Origin of the sequence: Pseudomonas sp. WS 5503 (genome assembly GCF_012985385.1) — a bacterium.
Taxonomy (GTDB): domain Bacteria; phylum Pseudomonadota; class Gammaproteobacteria; order Pseudomonadales; family Pseudomonadaceae; genus Aquipseudomonas; species Aquipseudomonas paracarnis.
Genome location: NZ_JAAQWI010000001.1, coordinates 1,086,829 through 1,100,923, shown reverse-complemented (window position 1 = coordinate 1,100,923; position 14,095 = coordinate 1,086,829). Strand labels below are relative to the sequence as shown.

The 14,095-nt window shown below is 59.2% G+C and carries 14 protein-coding genes; 13 read left to right on the top strand and 1 reads right to left on the bottom strand.

Going from position 1 to position 14,095, the window contains the following annotated elements; translation table 11 throughout:
• Window positions 1-58: 58 nt before the first annotated feature.
• From rplM to HBO10_RS05160, 8 genes are all read left to right on the top strand, one after another.
• On the top strand, window positions 59-487 hold the full coding sequence (rplM, locus tag HBO10_RS05195; RefSeq protein ID WP_003188508.1) for a 50S ribosomal protein L13: 429 nt from the start codon (window positions 59-61) through the stop codon (window positions 485-487).
• 14 nt (window positions 488-501) lie between these two features.
• Window positions 502-894 (top strand): 30S ribosomal protein S9, encoded by a 393-nt coding sequence (rpsI, locus tag HBO10_RS05190; protein WP_002555064.1) that lies wholly within the window; start codon window positions 502-504, stop codon window positions 892-894.
• A 266-nt stretch (window positions 895-1,160) separates the two neighbouring features.
• Window positions 1,161-1,754 (top strand): ubiquinol-cytochrome c reductase iron-sulfur subunit, encoded by a 594-nt coding sequence (gene petA, locus HBO10_RS05185; protein ID WP_003188524.1) that lies wholly within the window; start codon window positions 1,161-1,163, stop codon window positions 1,752-1,754.
• On the top strand, window positions 1,754-2,965 hold the full coding sequence (locus HBO10_RS05180) for a cytochrome bc complex cytochrome b subunit (protein ID WP_003188526.1): 1,212 nt from the start codon (window positions 1,754-1,756) through the stop codon (window positions 2,963-2,965). Before petA ends, HBO10_RS05180 begins: the two co-directional genes overlap by 1 nt.
• Complete coding sequence (locus HBO10_RS05175; protein ID WP_014716911.1) at window positions 2,965-3,744, top strand: cytochrome c1; 780 nt, start codon at window positions 2,965-2,967, stop codon at window positions 3,742-3,744. The genes HBO10_RS05180 and HBO10_RS05175 overlap by 1 nt, the downstream gene beginning before the upstream one ends.
• Window positions 3,745-3,892: 148 nt before the next feature.
• Window positions 3,893-4,510 (top strand): glutathione S-transferase N-terminal domain-containing protein, encoded by a 618-nt coding sequence (locus HBO10_RS05170; RefSeq protein WP_003188529.1) that lies wholly within the window; start codon window positions 3,893-3,895, stop codon window positions 4,508-4,510.
• A gap of 17 nt (window positions 4,511-4,527) precedes the next feature.
• On the top strand, window positions 4,528-4,947 hold the full coding sequence (locus tag HBO10_RS05165; RefSeq protein WP_014716912.1) for a ClpXP protease specificity-enhancing factor: 420 nt from the start codon (window positions 4,528-4,530) through the stop codon (window positions 4,945-4,947).
• Window positions 4,948-5,106: 159 nt separating this feature from the next.
• Complete coding sequence (locus tag HBO10_RS05160; protein WP_034126291.1) at window positions 5,107-5,856, top strand: FadR/GntR family transcriptional regulator; 750 nt, start codon at window positions 5,107-5,109, stop codon at window positions 5,854-5,856.
• Between the two features lie 141 nt (window positions 5,857-5,997).
• Here the strand turns inward: HBO10_RS05160 and HBO10_RS05155 are convergent, their stop codons facing one another.
• The gene (locus HBO10_RS05155; RefSeq protein ID WP_034126292.1) at window positions 5,998-7,155 is read right to left on the bottom strand and encodes a hypothetical protein; all 1,158 of its coding nucleotides are present in this window, start codon (window positions 7,153-7,155) and stop codon (window positions 5,998-6,000) included.
• Between the two features lie 233 nt (window positions 7,156-7,388).
• On the opposite strand from HBO10_RS05155, the gene kdgD reads away from it, so the two are divergent.
• The 5 genes from kdgD (at window position 7,389) to HBO10_RS05130 (ending at window position 14,073) form a co-directional block, all read left to right on the top strand.
• On the top strand, window positions 7,389-8,300 hold the full coding sequence (kdgD, locus tag HBO10_RS05150; protein WP_003188537.1) for a 5-dehydro-4-deoxyglucarate dehydratase: 912 nt from the start codon (window positions 7,389-7,391) through the stop codon (window positions 8,298-8,300).
• Between the two features lie 54 nt (window positions 8,301-8,354).
• Window positions 8,355-9,800 (top strand): aldehyde dehydrogenase family protein, encoded by a 1,446-nt coding sequence (locus HBO10_RS05145; protein ID WP_034126293.1) that lies wholly within the window; start codon window positions 8,355-8,357, stop codon window positions 9,798-9,800.
• Window positions 9,801-9,983: 183 nt separating this feature from the next.
• Window positions 9,984-11,348: an MFS transporter gene (locus HBO10_RS05140; RefSeq protein ID WP_034126294.1), complete on the top strand. Its 1,365-nt coding sequence runs from the start codon at window positions 9,984-9,986 to the stop codon at window positions 11,346-11,348.
• Window positions 11,349-11,358: 10 nt separating this feature from the next.
• The gene (garD, locus tag HBO10_RS05135) at window positions 11,359-12,912 is read left to right on the top strand and encodes a galactarate dehydratase (protein ID WP_032903376.1); all 1,554 of its coding nucleotides are present in this window, start codon (window positions 11,359-11,361) and stop codon (window positions 12,910-12,912) included.
• Window positions 12,913-13,131: 219 nt separating this feature from the next.
• Window positions 13,132-14,073 carry an AEC family transporter gene (locus HBO10_RS05130; protein WP_034126295.1) on the top strand — a complete coding sequence of 314 codons (942 nt, stop codon included), beginning with the start codon at window positions 13,132-13,134 and terminating at the stop codon, window positions 14,071-14,073.
• The last annotated feature ends 22 nt before the right edge of the window (window positions 14,074-14,095 follow it).

Here is a 14,095-nt window from a genome sequence, read left to right as displayed (position 1 = left end):
CACTATTCAGTAAGATCCGCCGTCTAAATTTACAGGCGGCCCCTGAGGCTATTAAAGAATGACAACTTTTACTGCAAAACCGGAAACAGTTCAGCGCGACTGGTTTGTCGTCGACGCCGCTGGTCAGACCCTGGGTCGTCTGGCCACTGAAGTCGCCAGCCGTCTGCGTGGCAAGCACAAGCCTGAATACACCCCGCACGTTGATACCGGCGACTACATCGTCATCATCAACGCTGAGCAGGTTCGTGTAACCGGCAACAAAGCAAGCGACAAAATGTACTACCGTCACTCCGGTTTCCCAGGCGGTATCAAGTCTTCCAACTTCGAAGGCCTGATTGCCAAGAAGCCTGAAGCCCCGATCGAAATCGCGGTCAAAGGCATGCTGCCTAAGGGCCCACTGGGTCGCGATATGTTTCGCAAGCTGAAAGTCTATGCGGGCGCTGTACACCCTCATGCTGCTCAGCAGCCCCAAGAACTGAAGTTTTAACGGAATAGTTCATTATGTCGGCGACTCAAAATTACGGCACTGGCCGTCGCAAAACCGCAACCGCACGCGTTTTCCTGCGTCCGGGCACTGGTAACATCTCGATCAACAACCGCTCCCTGGACAACTTCTTCGGTCGCGAAACTGCCCGCATGGTAGTTCGTCAGCCGCTGGAATTGACCGAGACCGTTGAAAAGTTCGACATCTACGTCACCGTTATCGGTGGCGGTGTAAGTGGTCAAGCTGGCGCAATCCGCCACGGTATCACTCGCGCTCTGATGCAGTACGACGAAACCCTGCGTGGCGCTCTGCGCAAAGCTGGCTTCGTGACTCGCGATGCTCGTGAAGTTGAACGTAAGAAAGTCGGTCTGCGTAAAGCGCGTAAGCGTCCGCAGTACTCGAAGCGTTAATTCGCTTTACGTTCCACAAAAACGCCCAGCCTCCTCACGGAGCTGGGCGTTTTTTATTGCCTGTGATTTATGCACATTTTTCGCCGTGACAACTTGCCACATCCGTAGACCCCCTATACTACAAGGCCTGGAGACGGAGCCCCGGGCAATTCCCTTGTCATACGTGGGGCTTTTCATTACCATCCGTCAAAATTTTTATAAGTAAAGATTCAACACTTAGTAGACGCCTGATTTAACAGGCCAAAAAGCTGATGGGAGAGGACTGAATGAGCAATGACGGCGTGAATGCAGGCCGGCGTCGCTTCTTGGTAGCAGCCACATCCGTGGTGGGTGCTGCAGGAGCGGTGGGGGCTGCGGTCCCGTTCGTGGGGTCATGGTTTCCCAGTGCCAAGGCGAAAGCCGCAGGTGCACCGGTGAAGGTGAATGTCAGCAAGATCGAGCCAGGCCAGCAGATGATTGCTGAGTGGCGCGGCCAGCCGGTTTTCATTGTTCGTCGTACCGAGGAAATCCTGGGGAATCTGAAGAAGATCGAAGGCCAGCTGTCTGACCCGACATCCGAAAAGTCCGACCAGCCCGCCTACGCCAAGAACGAAGCACGTTCGATCAAGCCAGAGATTCTGCTGCTGGTTGGTCTTTGTACCCATCTGGGTTGCTCACCTACCTTCCGCCCGGAAGTGGCGCCTGTCGATTTGGGCAAAGACTGGGTCGGCGGTTATTTCTGCCCGTGCCACGGTTCCCACTATGACCTTGCGGGCCGCGTCTACAAATCCCAGCCCGCCCCCCTGAACCTGCCGGTTCCTCCTCACAATTACGAATCTGACGACATCATTGTCATTGGCCTCGACAAGGAGAACGCGTGATGAGCAAGTTCATGGATTGGGTGGATGCGCGCTTCCCCGCCACTAAAATGTGGGAAGACCATCTCAGCAAATATTACGCGCCGAAAAACTTCAACTTCTTCTACTTCTTCGGCTCCCTGGCCCTGTTGGTGCTGGTCAACCAGATCGTCACCGGCGTGTGGTTGACGATGAGCTACACGCCGTCGGCGGAAGAGGCGTTTGCCTCTGTCGAATACATCATGCGTGATGTCGAGTACGGCTCGATCCTGCGCCTGCTGCACTCCACCGGCGCGTCGGCGTTTTTTATCGTCGTCTACCTGCACATGTTCCGCGGCCTGCTCTACGGCTCGTACCAGAAGCCCCGTGAGCTGGTGTGGGTCTTCGGCATGTTGATCTATCTGGCGCTGATGGCCGAAGCCTTCATGGGCTACCTGCTACCTTGGGGCCAGATGTCTTACTGGGGCGCCCAGGTGATCATCTCGCTATTCGGCGCAATCCCGGTGATCGGCAACGACCTGACCCAGTGGATTCGTGGTGACTACCTGATCTCCGGCATCACCCTGAACCGCTTCTTCGCCTTGCACGTGGTGGCCTTGCCGATCGTGATCCTGGGCCTGGTGGTATTGCATATCCTGGCGCTGCACGAAGTGGGTTCCAACAACCCGGATGGCGTGGACATCAAGAAGCACAAGGACGAAAACGGCATCCCGCTGGATGGCATTCCGTTCCACCCGTACTACACCGTGAAAGACATTGTCGGCGTGGTCGTGTTCCTGTTTGTGTTCTGCTCGATCGTGTTCTTTTTCCCGGAGATGGGTGGTTATTTCCTGGAGAAGCCTAACTTCGAACAGGCCAACGCCTTCAAGACACCTGAGCACATTGCCCCGGTCTGGTACTTCACGCCTTTCTACGCGATCTTGCGTGCGATCCCCGACAAACTCATGGGCGTGATCGCCATGGGCGCGGCCATCGCGGTGTTGTTCGTGCTGCCGTGGCTCGACCGTAGCCCGGTCAAGTCAATGCGCTACAAAGGCTGGCTGAGCAAGATCTGGCTGTGGGTGTTCTGCATTTCGTTCGTGATCCTGGGTGTGTTGGGTGTATTGGCGCCCACCCCTGAACGGACCTTGCTGTCGCAGGTCTGCACCTTCCTGTACTTCGCCTACTTTATTCTGATGCCGTTCTATACCCGGCTCGAGAAGACCAAACCGGTTCCGGAAAGGGTGACTGGCTGATGAAAAAATTACTCGTTGCATTCGTGCTTGCGGCGCTGCCGCTACTATCCTTCGCTGCCGAACATGGTGCGCAGCTGGAAAAAGTCGATATCGATGTGTCTGACAAAGCCGCCATGCAGGATGGGCTGCGTACATTCACCAACTACTGCATGGGGTGCCACAGCGCCAAGTTCCAACGGTACGAGCGCGTTGCCGATGACCTGGGAATTCCCCATGAGGTGATGCTCAGCCATGCGGTGTTCACAGGCGCCAAGATCGGCGACCACATGAACATCGGCATGCAGCCGGCCGACGCCAAGACCTGGTTCGGCGCCGCGCCGCCCGACCTCACCCTGGTGGCTCGTGTACGCGGTACCGACTGGCTCTACGGTTACCTCAAATCCTTCTACGAAGACCCTGCACGCCCCTATGGCGTGAACAACAAAGTCTTCCCGAACGTCGGCATGCCGAACGTTCTGGTCGGCCTGCAGGGGCGCCAGGTGGTAGGATGCAAACAGGTTCAGGTCGTTGAAGACGGCAAGAAGCAATATGATCCGTTGACCGGCACGCCGCTGACCCATGAAGCGTGCGATCAACTGACCATCGTGCCCAAGACCGGTACGCTGAACGAAGAGCAGTTCGACGAGAAGGTCAAGAACCTGGTGACCTTCCTGGCCTACTCGGCCAACCCGGTCAAACTGCAGCATCAGCGCATCGGTACCTACGTCTTGCTGTACCTGGCTTTCTTCTTTGTATTCGCTTATTTGCTCAAGCGTGAATACTGGAAGGATGTGCATTGATCCAACCGTAAGCAATTGCTGTTAATCTTGCGCGCCCAGCGGCATCTCTGAACACGTAGCGTCGGTTTGAACCGGACGTTACAGGGATGCTTTCTGGGCGCGCTCGTTTTTGAGCTTTCGATAATTTCAACAAGCGAGGAGGACCGCCATGGGCGTGACCAACCGGTTGGCCTGTTACTCCGACCCCGCCGACCACTATTCCCACCGAGTACGCATCGTGCTCGCAGAGAAGGGTGTCAGCGCCGAGATCATCAGTGTGGAGGCGGGCCGTCAGCCGCCGAAGCTGATCGAAGTGAACCCTTACGGCAGCTTGCCCACCCTGGTCGATCGTGACCTGGCGTTGTGGGAGTCGACCGTGGTGATGGAATACTTGGATGAGCGTTACCCTCATCCGCCTTTGCTGCCGGTGTACCCGGTGGCGCGTGCCAACAGCCGCCTGCTGATCCATCGGATCCAGCGTGACTGGTGCGGGTTGGTGGATGTGATCCTGGATTCGCGTTCCAAAGAAGCCGCTCGTGTGCAGGCGCGCAAGGAATTGCGCGAGAGCCTCACCGGCGTTTCGCCGTTGTTCGCCGATAAACCTTTTTTCCTCAGTGAGGAACAAAGCTTGGTGGATTGCTGCCTATTACCCATACTCTGGCGCTTGCCGATTCTGGGCATTGAACTGCCACGGCCGGCCAAGCCGTTGCTTGATTACATGGAGCGCCAGTTTGCGCGTGAGGCTTTCCAGGCAAGTCTGTCTGGTGCCGAACGTGATATGCGCTAAGGCTTAAGGAGCCGTTGATGAACTCCAGTCGACCTTACCTGGTCCGCGCGCTCTATGAGTGGATTGTGGACAACGATTGCACCCCGCACATGCTGGTCAATTCCGAATTTCCTGCGGTTCAGGTACCCCAGGGTTTTGCCAGTGACGGACAGATTGTGCTGAACGTATCGCCCAGTGCCGTGCGCCACCTGCACATGGACAACGAAGCGGTGAGCTTCGAAGGGCGTTTCGGCGGTGTGCCCCATACGCTGTTCGTGCCCATCGGTGCCATCCTCGGGATCTACGCCCGGGAAAATGGCCAGGGCATGGTGTTCGATCTGGAGTCGCCTTTGGAGGATGACGAAACGATCGAAGGCGAAGACGGTGATGATGTACCGCCACCGGATACCGAGCCGCCGCGCCCTAGCGGTCGGCCAAGCTTGAAAGTGGTGAAGTAGGCGGATTTCGCTTACACACCCGTCTGAAAAATGCCCCGACGTCGGTCGGGGCATTTTTTTTGCGTGAAGGATATGGATGAAAGTCGCGCCAGAACGGTGATCGTACAACCACCATGGGCTATGATGCGGTCTTTAGTTCGTCGAGAAAGATGGTTCATCATGGAAAACGCCAGCGCCGCCCCACGTCTTCCCCGCAAGCGCCGCAGCCTTGCCCAGGAATTGGTCACGGTGTTGTCCGAGCAGATCCGCGATGGCCAGCTCAAACGCGGCGACAAGCTGCCGACCGAGTCGGCGATCATGGACGCCCATGGCGTCAGCCGGACGGTGGTCCGTGAAGCCATCTCGCGCCTGCAAGCGGCGGGGCAGGTCGAGACTCGCCACGGTATCGGCACCTTCGTGCTGGACACGCCAAGCCCCAGCGGTTTTCGCATAGACCCGGCCACCGTGGTGACCTTGCGCGATGTGCTGGCGATTCTGGAGCTGCGTATCAGCCTGGAAGTGGAGTCTGCGGGGCTCGCGGCGCTGCGTCGCAGCGATGAGCAACTGGCGGCCATGCGTGCGGCCCTCGATGCCTTGAATGAAAGTGCCGCCCACGCCGGCGATGCGGTGGCGTCAGACTTTGCCTTCCACCTGGAAATTGCACTGTCTACCGGCAACCGCTACTTCACCGACATCATGACCCACCTGGGCACCAGCATCATTCCGCGTACCCGCCTGAATTCGGCGCGCCTGGCCCATGATGATCAACAGCACTACATGAGCCGCTTGAGCCGCGAACACGAAGAGATCTATGAGGCGATAGCCCGCCAGGATTCGGATGCGGCGCGGGCTGCGATGCGCTTGCATTTGACCAACAGTCGCGAACGACTGCGCCATGCCCATGAAGAGGCAGAGGCGCAGCGGGTCTGATCGTTCCCACGCTCTGCGTGGTAACGCCTCTATGGACGCTCCGCGTCCCGATGCGCGTGAATTTCTCAATCCCTCGCAGGGTGACGCGGAGCGTCATAGGCTGTATTCCCACGCAGAGCGTGGGAACGATCATGCCAGCCGTTAGTTGGCGGGTTGGTTTGGCTTGTAGTCTTTAAGCAGCAAATACGTACTCCACCCCCACCAATCATTGGTCCAGTGCTTGTCGTTCAAATCGTTGACGTCCTTGCGCCGCAGCACCTTGTCCCCCTCCATCTTGAACAGCGGCGAGAAGTTATTCGCCGGGTTTTGCGCGGCGTTCAGGTCGGGCACATACAGCGGTGCCTTGAATTCAGCCGGGGAGGGCGCGATGCCGCTGATGAAGGTTTCGAAGATTTCATCTGCCGAGGCCTGTACTGCCCGTTTGACCTGCACGCGATTGTCGGCGTCAATGCTGTCGAAGTAGCGCTTGTCGCCGTAGGCATGCCACTGAGCGCCCATGGCATTGCGCACCTTGAGCCCGAATTTACTGTCTTCATCGTGCATGAAGCGGCTGATCAGCGAGCCGAGTTCTCCTGGCGTCACCACTGCCGCCAGTTGTTTACGCGGTACCCGCAGGTGGCCGGCGGAAAACAGGTCGGTCAAAAAGTGATCGGCAAAGCTGTTCATGGCATAGGCCAATTCCAGCGCCTGGTCGGTGCCGGTCTGATGGGCCACCACTGCCTGTTGCAGTGCTGCCGTATGGCCGGCCAAGTAGGCGGACAGGGCCCATTCACCGAAGTGGTCGGCGTTGTCCGCTGCCAGTTTCAGGTAGCGGCCGAGTGGCACGAGGGCCGAAACAGCGCTGCCGCCGCCGGTGATGCGGTTCCACTCCTCGGACAACGTATCACCCAGGGCGTCGTAGGCTTCGTGCGGCTGTTTGCCGTCCTTGATCGCCTGGTTGACGGCGTTGATCTCCTTTTGCATCACCGCCAGGATCTTCTGCGCTTCTTCCCGTGAAGCAGGCAACACGGCAAGAGAATTGAAGGCCGCGGTGAAGCGTTGCACGCGCTCGGCCGGAGAGTTGCCATCGCTGATCGGTTGGCCGGGGATGCCATAGAAGTCGCCGCCCAGGGCGATCACTTGGCCATAGGTCAGCGCAAGCCCGTTGGGCAGGTGCAGTTCGACTTGGCGCGCAGGAATGGCCGGGGCGTCCTTGACGAAGCGAAGCAGGGTGTCATCGCCGATGGCGGTGTGTTCACCGCCTTCGAAGCGCAGGGTAGGTGGTGTTTTTTCGGGTGCTGCGAGTTCAAGACCTGACATGTTAGCTCCTTGCTATGTCGTAGGAATCTTCCGTGATAACTGTATATGCATACAGTTATCTGAATCATAGGTGAGAAAATTCCTACGTCAAGAGCCGCGTCTTAAGCCTTCGCAGGAGTACGCCGGATGAATTGCAGTTGACGAATTTATTTATAGTTGTACGATGACGTACGACATCATCAAAACCAACAACAACCTTTCGTTAGAAAGTCTTCGCCCAGGGTGTTCGAATAATGAATCCACAAGAACTGAAGTCCATCCTCTCCCACGGTCTGCTGTCTTTCCCGGTGACCGATTTCAACGCCCAGGGTGATTTCCACCAGGCGGGTTACATCAAGCGCCTGGAATGGCTGGCCCCTTATGGCGCCAGCGCCTTGTTCGCCGCAGGCGGCACAGGTGAGTTTTTCTCCCTGGCGGCCAGCGAATATTCCCAGGTGGTGAAAACCGCCGTGGATACCTGCGCGTCCAGCGTGCCGATCCTGGCCGGTGTGGGCGGTGCTACCCGCCAAGCCATCGAGTACGCCCAAGAGGCCGAACGCCTCGGCGCCAAAGGTTTGCTGCTGCTGCCGCACTACCTCACCGAAGCCAGCCAGGACGGGGTTGCCGCCCACGTTGAAGCCGTGTGCAAGTCGGTCAAGATCGGCGTGGTGGTGTACAACCGCAACGTCTGCCGCCTGACCGCACCGCTGTTGGAGCGCCTGGCCGAGCGTTGCCCGAACCTGATCGGCTACAAGGATGGCCTGGGTGATATCGAGTTGATGGTGTCGATCCGCCGTCGCCTGGGCGACCGTTTCAGCTACCTCGGTGGTTTGCCGACCGCAGAGGTTTACGCCGCAGCCTACAAGGCCCTGGGCGTGCCGGTGTACTCCTCGGCGGTGTTCAACTTCATCCCCAAGACGGCGATGGATTTCTACCATGCCATTGCCCGCGAAGATCACGCCACCGTCGGCAAGATCATCGACGACTTCTTCCTGCCGTACCTGGATATCCGTAATCGCAAGGCCGGTTACGCGGTGAGCATCGTCAAGGCCGGTGCGAAAATCGTCGGTTATGACGCCGGCCCCGTGCGCACGCCACTGACCGACCTGCTGCCGGAAGAGTACGAAGCCCTCGCCGCGCTGATCGACAAGCAAGGCGCGCAATAAATTATCCACAAGGCCGCTGAGCAATCAGCGGCCTTTTGCGTCAGGAGAAGATTCGTGTCCCAAGCAAAGCGTTTTGAGAACTACATCAATGGTGAATGGGTAACCGGCGCCGACTACTGCACCAACATCAACCCCTCGGATGTGTCCGACGCCATTGGCGAATATGCCAAAGCCGACGTGGCCCAAGTCAACGCGGCCATCGACGCTGCCCGCGCCGCGTTCCCGGCGTGGTCCACCTCCGGTATCCAGGCGCGTCACGATGCGCTGGATAAAGTCGGCAGCGAGATTCTCGCCCGTCGTGAAGAACTCGGCACCCTACTGGCCCGCGAAGAGGGCAAGACCCTGCCCGAAGCCATTGGCGAGGTGACCCGCGCCGGCAGTATCTTCAAATTCTTCGCCGGTGAATGCTTGCGCCTGTCGGGCGATTACGTGCCGTCGGTGCGCCCGGGCGTCAACGTTGAAGTGACCCGCGAAGCCCTCGGTGTGGTGGGTCTGATCACCCCGTGGAACTTCCCGATCGCCATCCCCGCGTGGAAAATCGCCCCGGCCCTGGCCTACGGCAACTGCGTGGTGATCAAGCCTGCCGAGCTGGTGCCGGGCTGCGCCTGGGCCTTGGCCGAAATCATCTCCCGCGCCGGTTTCCCCGCCGGTGTGTTCAACCTGGTGATGGGCAGTGGCCGTGTGGTCGGCGACGTGTTGGTCAACAGCCCGAAAGTCGATGGCATCAGTTTCACCGGGTCGGTGGGCGTTGGGCGTCAGATCGCGGTCAGTTGTGTATCGCGCCAGGCCAAGGTGCAGTTGGAGATGGGTGGCAAGAACCCGCAAATCATTCTCGACGATGCCGACCTCAAGCAGGCTGTCGAGCTGTCGGTACAGAGTGCGTTCTACTCTACCGGCCAGCGTTGCACGGCCTCGAGCCGCTTGATTGTCACCGCGGGGATCCACGACCAGTTTGTCGCCGCCATGGCCGAGCGCATGAAGTCGATCAAGGTGGGCCACGCTTTGAATAGCGGCACCGACATTGGCCCGGTGGTATCCCAGGCCCAGTTGGATCAGGACCTGAAATACATCGACATCGGCCAGAGCGAAGGTGCCCGGCTGGTGAGTGGGGGCGGCCTGGTGACCTGCGACACCGAAGGCTATTACCTGGCGCCCACACTGTTTGCCGACAGTGAAGCGGCGATGCGCATCAGCCGTGAAGAGATCTTCGGCCCGGTGGCCAACGTGGTGCGCGTGGCGGACTACGAGGCGGCGCTGGCCATGGCCAATGACACCGAGTTCGGCTTGTCGGCCGGTATTGCCACCACCTCGCTCAAATATGCCAACCACTTCAAGCGCCACTCCCAGGCTGGGATGGTGATGGTCAACCTGCCGACGGCGGGGGTGGATTACCACGTTCCATTTGGTGGCCGTAAGGGCTCATCCTACGGTTCGCGTGAGCAGGGTCGCTATGCGCAAGAGTTCTACACCGTGGTGAAAACCAGCTACATCGGTTCGTAACACGCAGCATCCTCTCTGTAGGAGCGAGCTTGCTCGCGAAAAACTCAAATTCACCGCGTGCATCCTGAATGCCCGCGTGATCGTTGAAGTTCTTCGCGAGCAAGCTCGCTCCTACAGGGAGGCGCAACCAGGCAATACAAAATCATTACCCGCAAAAAAAATAATTAGTGGGAGTACTTCTACATGCAAGCGACCAAGCCGACCCACGTCCGCTATTTGATCCTGCTCATGCTGTTCCTGGTGACCACGATCAACTACGCCGACCGGGCCACCATCGCTATCGCCGGCTCCAGCCTGCAAAAAGACCTCGGTATCGACGCGGTCACCCTCGGTTATATCTTCTCTGCATTCGGTTGGGCCTACGTGGCCGGGCAAATTCCCGGTGGCTGGCTGCTCGACCGTTTCGGCTCGAAAAAAGTCTATGCCCTGAGCATTTTCACCTGGTCGCTGTTCACCGTGCTGCAAGGCTATGTCGGTGAGTTTGGCGTCTCCACTGCGGTGGTCGCGCTGTTTATGCTGCGCTTCATGGTGGGCTTGGCCGAGGCGCCGTCGTTTCCTGGAAATGCCCGTATTGTTGCGGCGTGGTTTCCTACGGCTGAACGCGGCACTGCGTCGGCGATCTTCAACTCGGCCCAGTACTTCGCCACGGTGCTGTTCGCGCCGTTGATGGGCTGGATCGTCTATCGCTTCGGCTGGCAGCACGTGTTTATCGTGATGGGCGTGATCGGCATTGTTTTCTCGCTGATCTGGCTGAAAGTTATCCACAGCCCGCGCCAGCACCCGATGATCAACGAGGCCGAGTTCAATCACATCGCTGCCAATGGCGCGATGGTCGATATGGATCAGGACAAGGACAAGGGTAAAAAAACCGACGGGCCGAAGTGGGATTACATCCGCCAGCTCCTGACCAACCGCATGATGCTCGGCGTCTACCTGGGCCAGTACTGCATCAACGGCATCACCTACTTCTTCCTGACCTGGTTTCCGGTGTACTTGGTGCAGGAGCGTGGCATGACCATCCTCAAGGCCGGCTTCATTGCCTCGTTACCGGCGATCTGCGGCTTTATCGGCGGAGTGCTCGGCGGGGTGATTTCCGACTACCTGCTGCGCAAAGGCCATTCGCTGACCTTCGCACGCAAGGCGCCGATCATCGGTGGCCTGCTGATTTCCAGCAGCATCGTGGCGTGCAATTACGTGGACATCGAATGGATGGTGGTGGGCTTCATGGCCTTGGCCTTCTTCGGCAAAGGCGTTGGCGCACTGGGTTGGGCGGTGGTGTCCGACACCTCACCGAAACAAATCGCAGGCCTCAGTGGCGGCTTGTTCAACACCTTCGGTAACCTGGCCTCGATCACCACGCCGATTGTGATTGGCTACATCATCAGCACCACCGGCTCGTTCAAATGGGCGCTGGTGTTCGTGGGCGCCAACGCGCTGGTGGCGGTGTTCAGTTACCTGGTGATTGTCGGCCCGATCAAGCGCGTGGTGCTCAAGGAGCCGCCTACCCAGGGCCCTGAGTTGACCAACCTTTCTCAAGCGCATTCCTGAGGTTCGTGTGATGCAGTTGATTGAACATGCCGACTCGCCGCGCTCGATCCGTTTGCACGAGCGCGACAATGTGGTGATCGTGGTGAACGATCAAGGGGTACCCGCCGGTACCGAGTTTCCCGACGGGCTGGTCACCGTGGATTTCATCCCGCAGAGCCACAAGGTGACGCTGGAAGACATCCCCGAGGGCGGCCAGATTATTCGCTACGGCCAGACCATCGGTTATGCCCTGGCGCCGATTCCGCGTGGCAGTTGGGTGCAGGAGGACCAGTTGCGCATGCCCACCGCACCGCCGCTGGACAGCTTGCCGCTGTCCACCGAGGTGCCTGAAACCCAGGCGCCCCTGGAGGGGTTTACCTTCGAGGGCTATCGCAATGCGGACGGCACCGTGGGAACGCGCAACATCCTCGGCATTACCACCACCGTGCAATGCGTTACCGGCGTGCTGGACCATGCGGTCAAGCGCATCAAGGACGAGTTGCTGCCCCAGTACCCGCATGTCGATGACGTGGTGGCGCTGACCCACAGCTACGGCTGCGGCGTGGCGATTACGGCGACGGATGCCTACATCCCCATCCGCACCGTGCGCAACCTGGCGCGCAACCCCAACCTGGGCGGCGAAGCCTTGGTGATCAGCCTGGGCTGTGAAAAGCTCCAGGCCGGCCAGGTGATGCACGACAACGACAGCTCCGTGGACCTGAGCGAGCCGTGGCTGTATCGCTTGCAGGATTCCAGCCATGGTTTTACCGAAATGATCGAGCAGATCATGGCCCTGGCCGACGTGCGCTTGAAAAAACTCAACCAGCGTCGCCGCGAAACCGTGCCGGCCTCCGAGTTGATCCTGGGCATGCAGTGCGGCGGCAGCGATGCGTTCTCCGGCATCACAGCCAACCCGGCGCTGGGGTATGCCTCGGACCTGTTACTGCGCGCCGGCGCGACGGTGATGTTTTCCGAAGTGACTGAAGTGCGCGATGCGATTTACCTGCTGACCTCACGCGCGAAGAACCCGGACGTTGCCCGCGAGCTGGTCCGGGAAATGGACTGGTATGACCGTTACCTGGCCAAGGGCGAGGCAGACCGCAGCGCCAATACCACGCCGGGTAACAAGAAGGGCGGGCTGTCGAATATTGTCGAGAAGTCGTTGGGTTCCATCGTCAAATCCGGCAGCAGTGCCATCAACGGCGTACTTGGCCCTGGCGAGCGCTTCAAGGAAAAGGGCCTGATCTTCTGCGCCACACCGGCCAGTGATTTTGTCTGCGGCACCTTGCAACTGGCAGCGGGGATGAACCTGCACGTGTTCACCACCGGGCGCGGCACGCCGTATGGGCTGGCGATGGCGCCGGTGGTGAAGGTTTCGACCCGCACCGAACTGGCCCAGCGTTGGCCGGACCTGATCGATATCGACGCCGGGCGCATTGCGACGGGGCGGGCGAGTATCGAGGAGCTGGGTTGGGAGCTGTTCCACTTCTATCTGGATGTGGCCAGCGGCAAGAAGCAGACCTGGGCAGAGCGGCATAAGCTGCATAACGACATCACGCTGTTCAACCCGGCGCCGATTACCTGAAACCAGGCGCTAACCCTGTAGGAGCGAGCTTGCTCGCGAAAGACGCCAACGATAACGCGTGTTAACTGAATGAACGCGGCGCCTGGGAGTTTCTCGCGAGCAAGCTCGCTCCTACGACGGCAAGCCAGCTCCCACATTTGAATGGCGTTGCCCACACGAACCCGCTCGGACTGGCTTATCATTAGCCAACTAACGACGCCCACCAAGGTTCTCCCCGGCATGCTGGCAATCTTCCTCACCACCCTCACCATCACCGCGCCGGTGTTTGCCATGCTGTTCCTGGGCGTGTTTCTAAAGCGCATCAACTGGATCAATGACAACTTTATCCACACCGCATCGTCCCTGGTGTTCAACGTCGCCATGCCGGCGCTGCTGTTCCTTGGCATTCTGCATGCCGACCTGCACTCGGCGCTCAAGCCGGGCCTGCTCATCTACTTCTGCGTCGCCACCCTGGTGAGCTTTGCCGTGGCCTGGGGTTGGGCGATCTTTCGCTGCAAGCGCGAAGACCGAGGCATCTACGCCCAAGGCGCGTTTCGTGGCAATAACGGGGTCATCGGCCTGGCACTGGCGGCCAGTATGTACGGCGATTACGGCATATCCCTGGGCGCGATCCTCGCCGCGCTGGTGATCCTCTTTTACAACACGCTGTCGACCATTGTGCTGGCGGTCTATAGCCCGGTGATCAAGTCCGACCCGTGGAGCATCTTCAAAAGCGTATTGGCCAACCCGCTGATTATCAGCGTGATCGTCGCTACGCCGTTCGCGTACTTCCAGATCGGCGTGCCCGGTTGGCTTGAGAAATCCTTGCAGTACCTGTCCGATACCACGCTGCCACTGGCGTTGATTTGCATCGGTGGCACCTTGTCCATGGCCGCGCTGCGCAAGAGCGGCAACATGGCGTTGAGCGCGAGCCTGATGAAGATGATCTGGCTACCGGTGATCGCCACCCTGGGCGCGTGGTTGCTGGGGTTCCGAGGGCCGGAGTTGGGGATTCTGTTTCTGTATTTCGGCGCGCCGACCGCCGCCGCAAGCTTTGTGATGGCCCGGGCGGCGCAGGGTAATCATGAGCTGGCGGCCGCGATTATCGTGATCACCACGCTGATGGCGGCGGTGACCACGAATATCGGGATTTTTGTGTTGCAGGCGGGTGGTTGGATCTGAAATCGGCGGGCAGCTTGAGGCC

What these genes read in the sequence shown, in the direction of transcription:
- kdgD (WP_003188537.1), top strand. Translation starts at nt 7,389, where the DNA reads ATGAATCCACAAGAACTGAAGTCCATCCTCTCCCACGGTCTGCTGTCT.
- HBO10_RS05140 (WP_034126294.1), top strand. Translation starts at nt 9,984, where the DNA reads ATGCAAGCGACCAAGCCGACCCACGTCCGCTATTTGATCCTGCTCATG.
- HBO10_RS05180 (WP_003188526.1), top strand. Translation starts at nt 1,754, where the DNA reads ATGAGCAAGTTCATGGATTGGGTGGATGCGCGCTTCCCCGCCACTAAA.
- garD (WP_032903376.1), top strand. Translation starts at nt 11,359, where the DNA reads ATGCAGTTGATTGAACATGCCGACTCGCCGCGCTCGATCCGTTTGCAC.
- HBO10_RS05130 (WP_034126295.1), top strand. Translation starts at nt 13,132, where the DNA reads ATGCTGGCAATCTTCCTCACCACCCTCACCATCACCGCGCCGGTGTTT.
- rpsI (WP_002555064.1), top strand. Translation starts at nt 502, where the DNA reads ATGTCGGCGACTCAAAATTACGGCACTGGCCGTCGCAAAACCGCAACC.
- HBO10_RS05165 (WP_014716912.1), top strand. Translation starts at nt 4,528, where the DNA reads ATGAACTCCAGTCGACCTTACCTGGTCCGCGCGCTCTATGAGTGGATT.
- petA (WP_003188524.1), top strand. Translation starts at nt 1,161, where the DNA reads ATGAGCAATGACGGCGTGAATGCAGGCCGGCGTCGCTTCTTGGTAGCA.
- HBO10_RS05160 (WP_034126291.1), top strand. Translation starts at nt 5,107, where the DNA reads ATGGAAAACGCCAGCGCCGCCCCACGTCTTCCCCGCAAGCGCCGCAGC.
- HBO10_RS05175 (WP_014716911.1), top strand. Translation starts at nt 2,965, where the DNA reads ATGAAAAAATTACTCGTTGCATTCGTGCTTGCGGCGCTGCCGCTACTA.
- HBO10_RS05170 (WP_003188529.1), top strand. Translation starts at nt 3,893, where the DNA reads ATGGGCGTGACCAACCGGTTGGCCTGTTACTCCGACCCCGCCGACCAC.
- HBO10_RS05155 (WP_034126292.1), bottom strand. Translation starts at nt 7,155, where the DNA reads ATGTCAGGTCTTGAACTCGCAGCACCCGAAAAAACACCACCTACCCTG.
- rplM (WP_003188508.1), top strand. Translation starts at nt 59, where the DNA reads ATGACAACTTTTACTGCAAAACCGGAAACAGTTCAGCGCGACTGGTTT.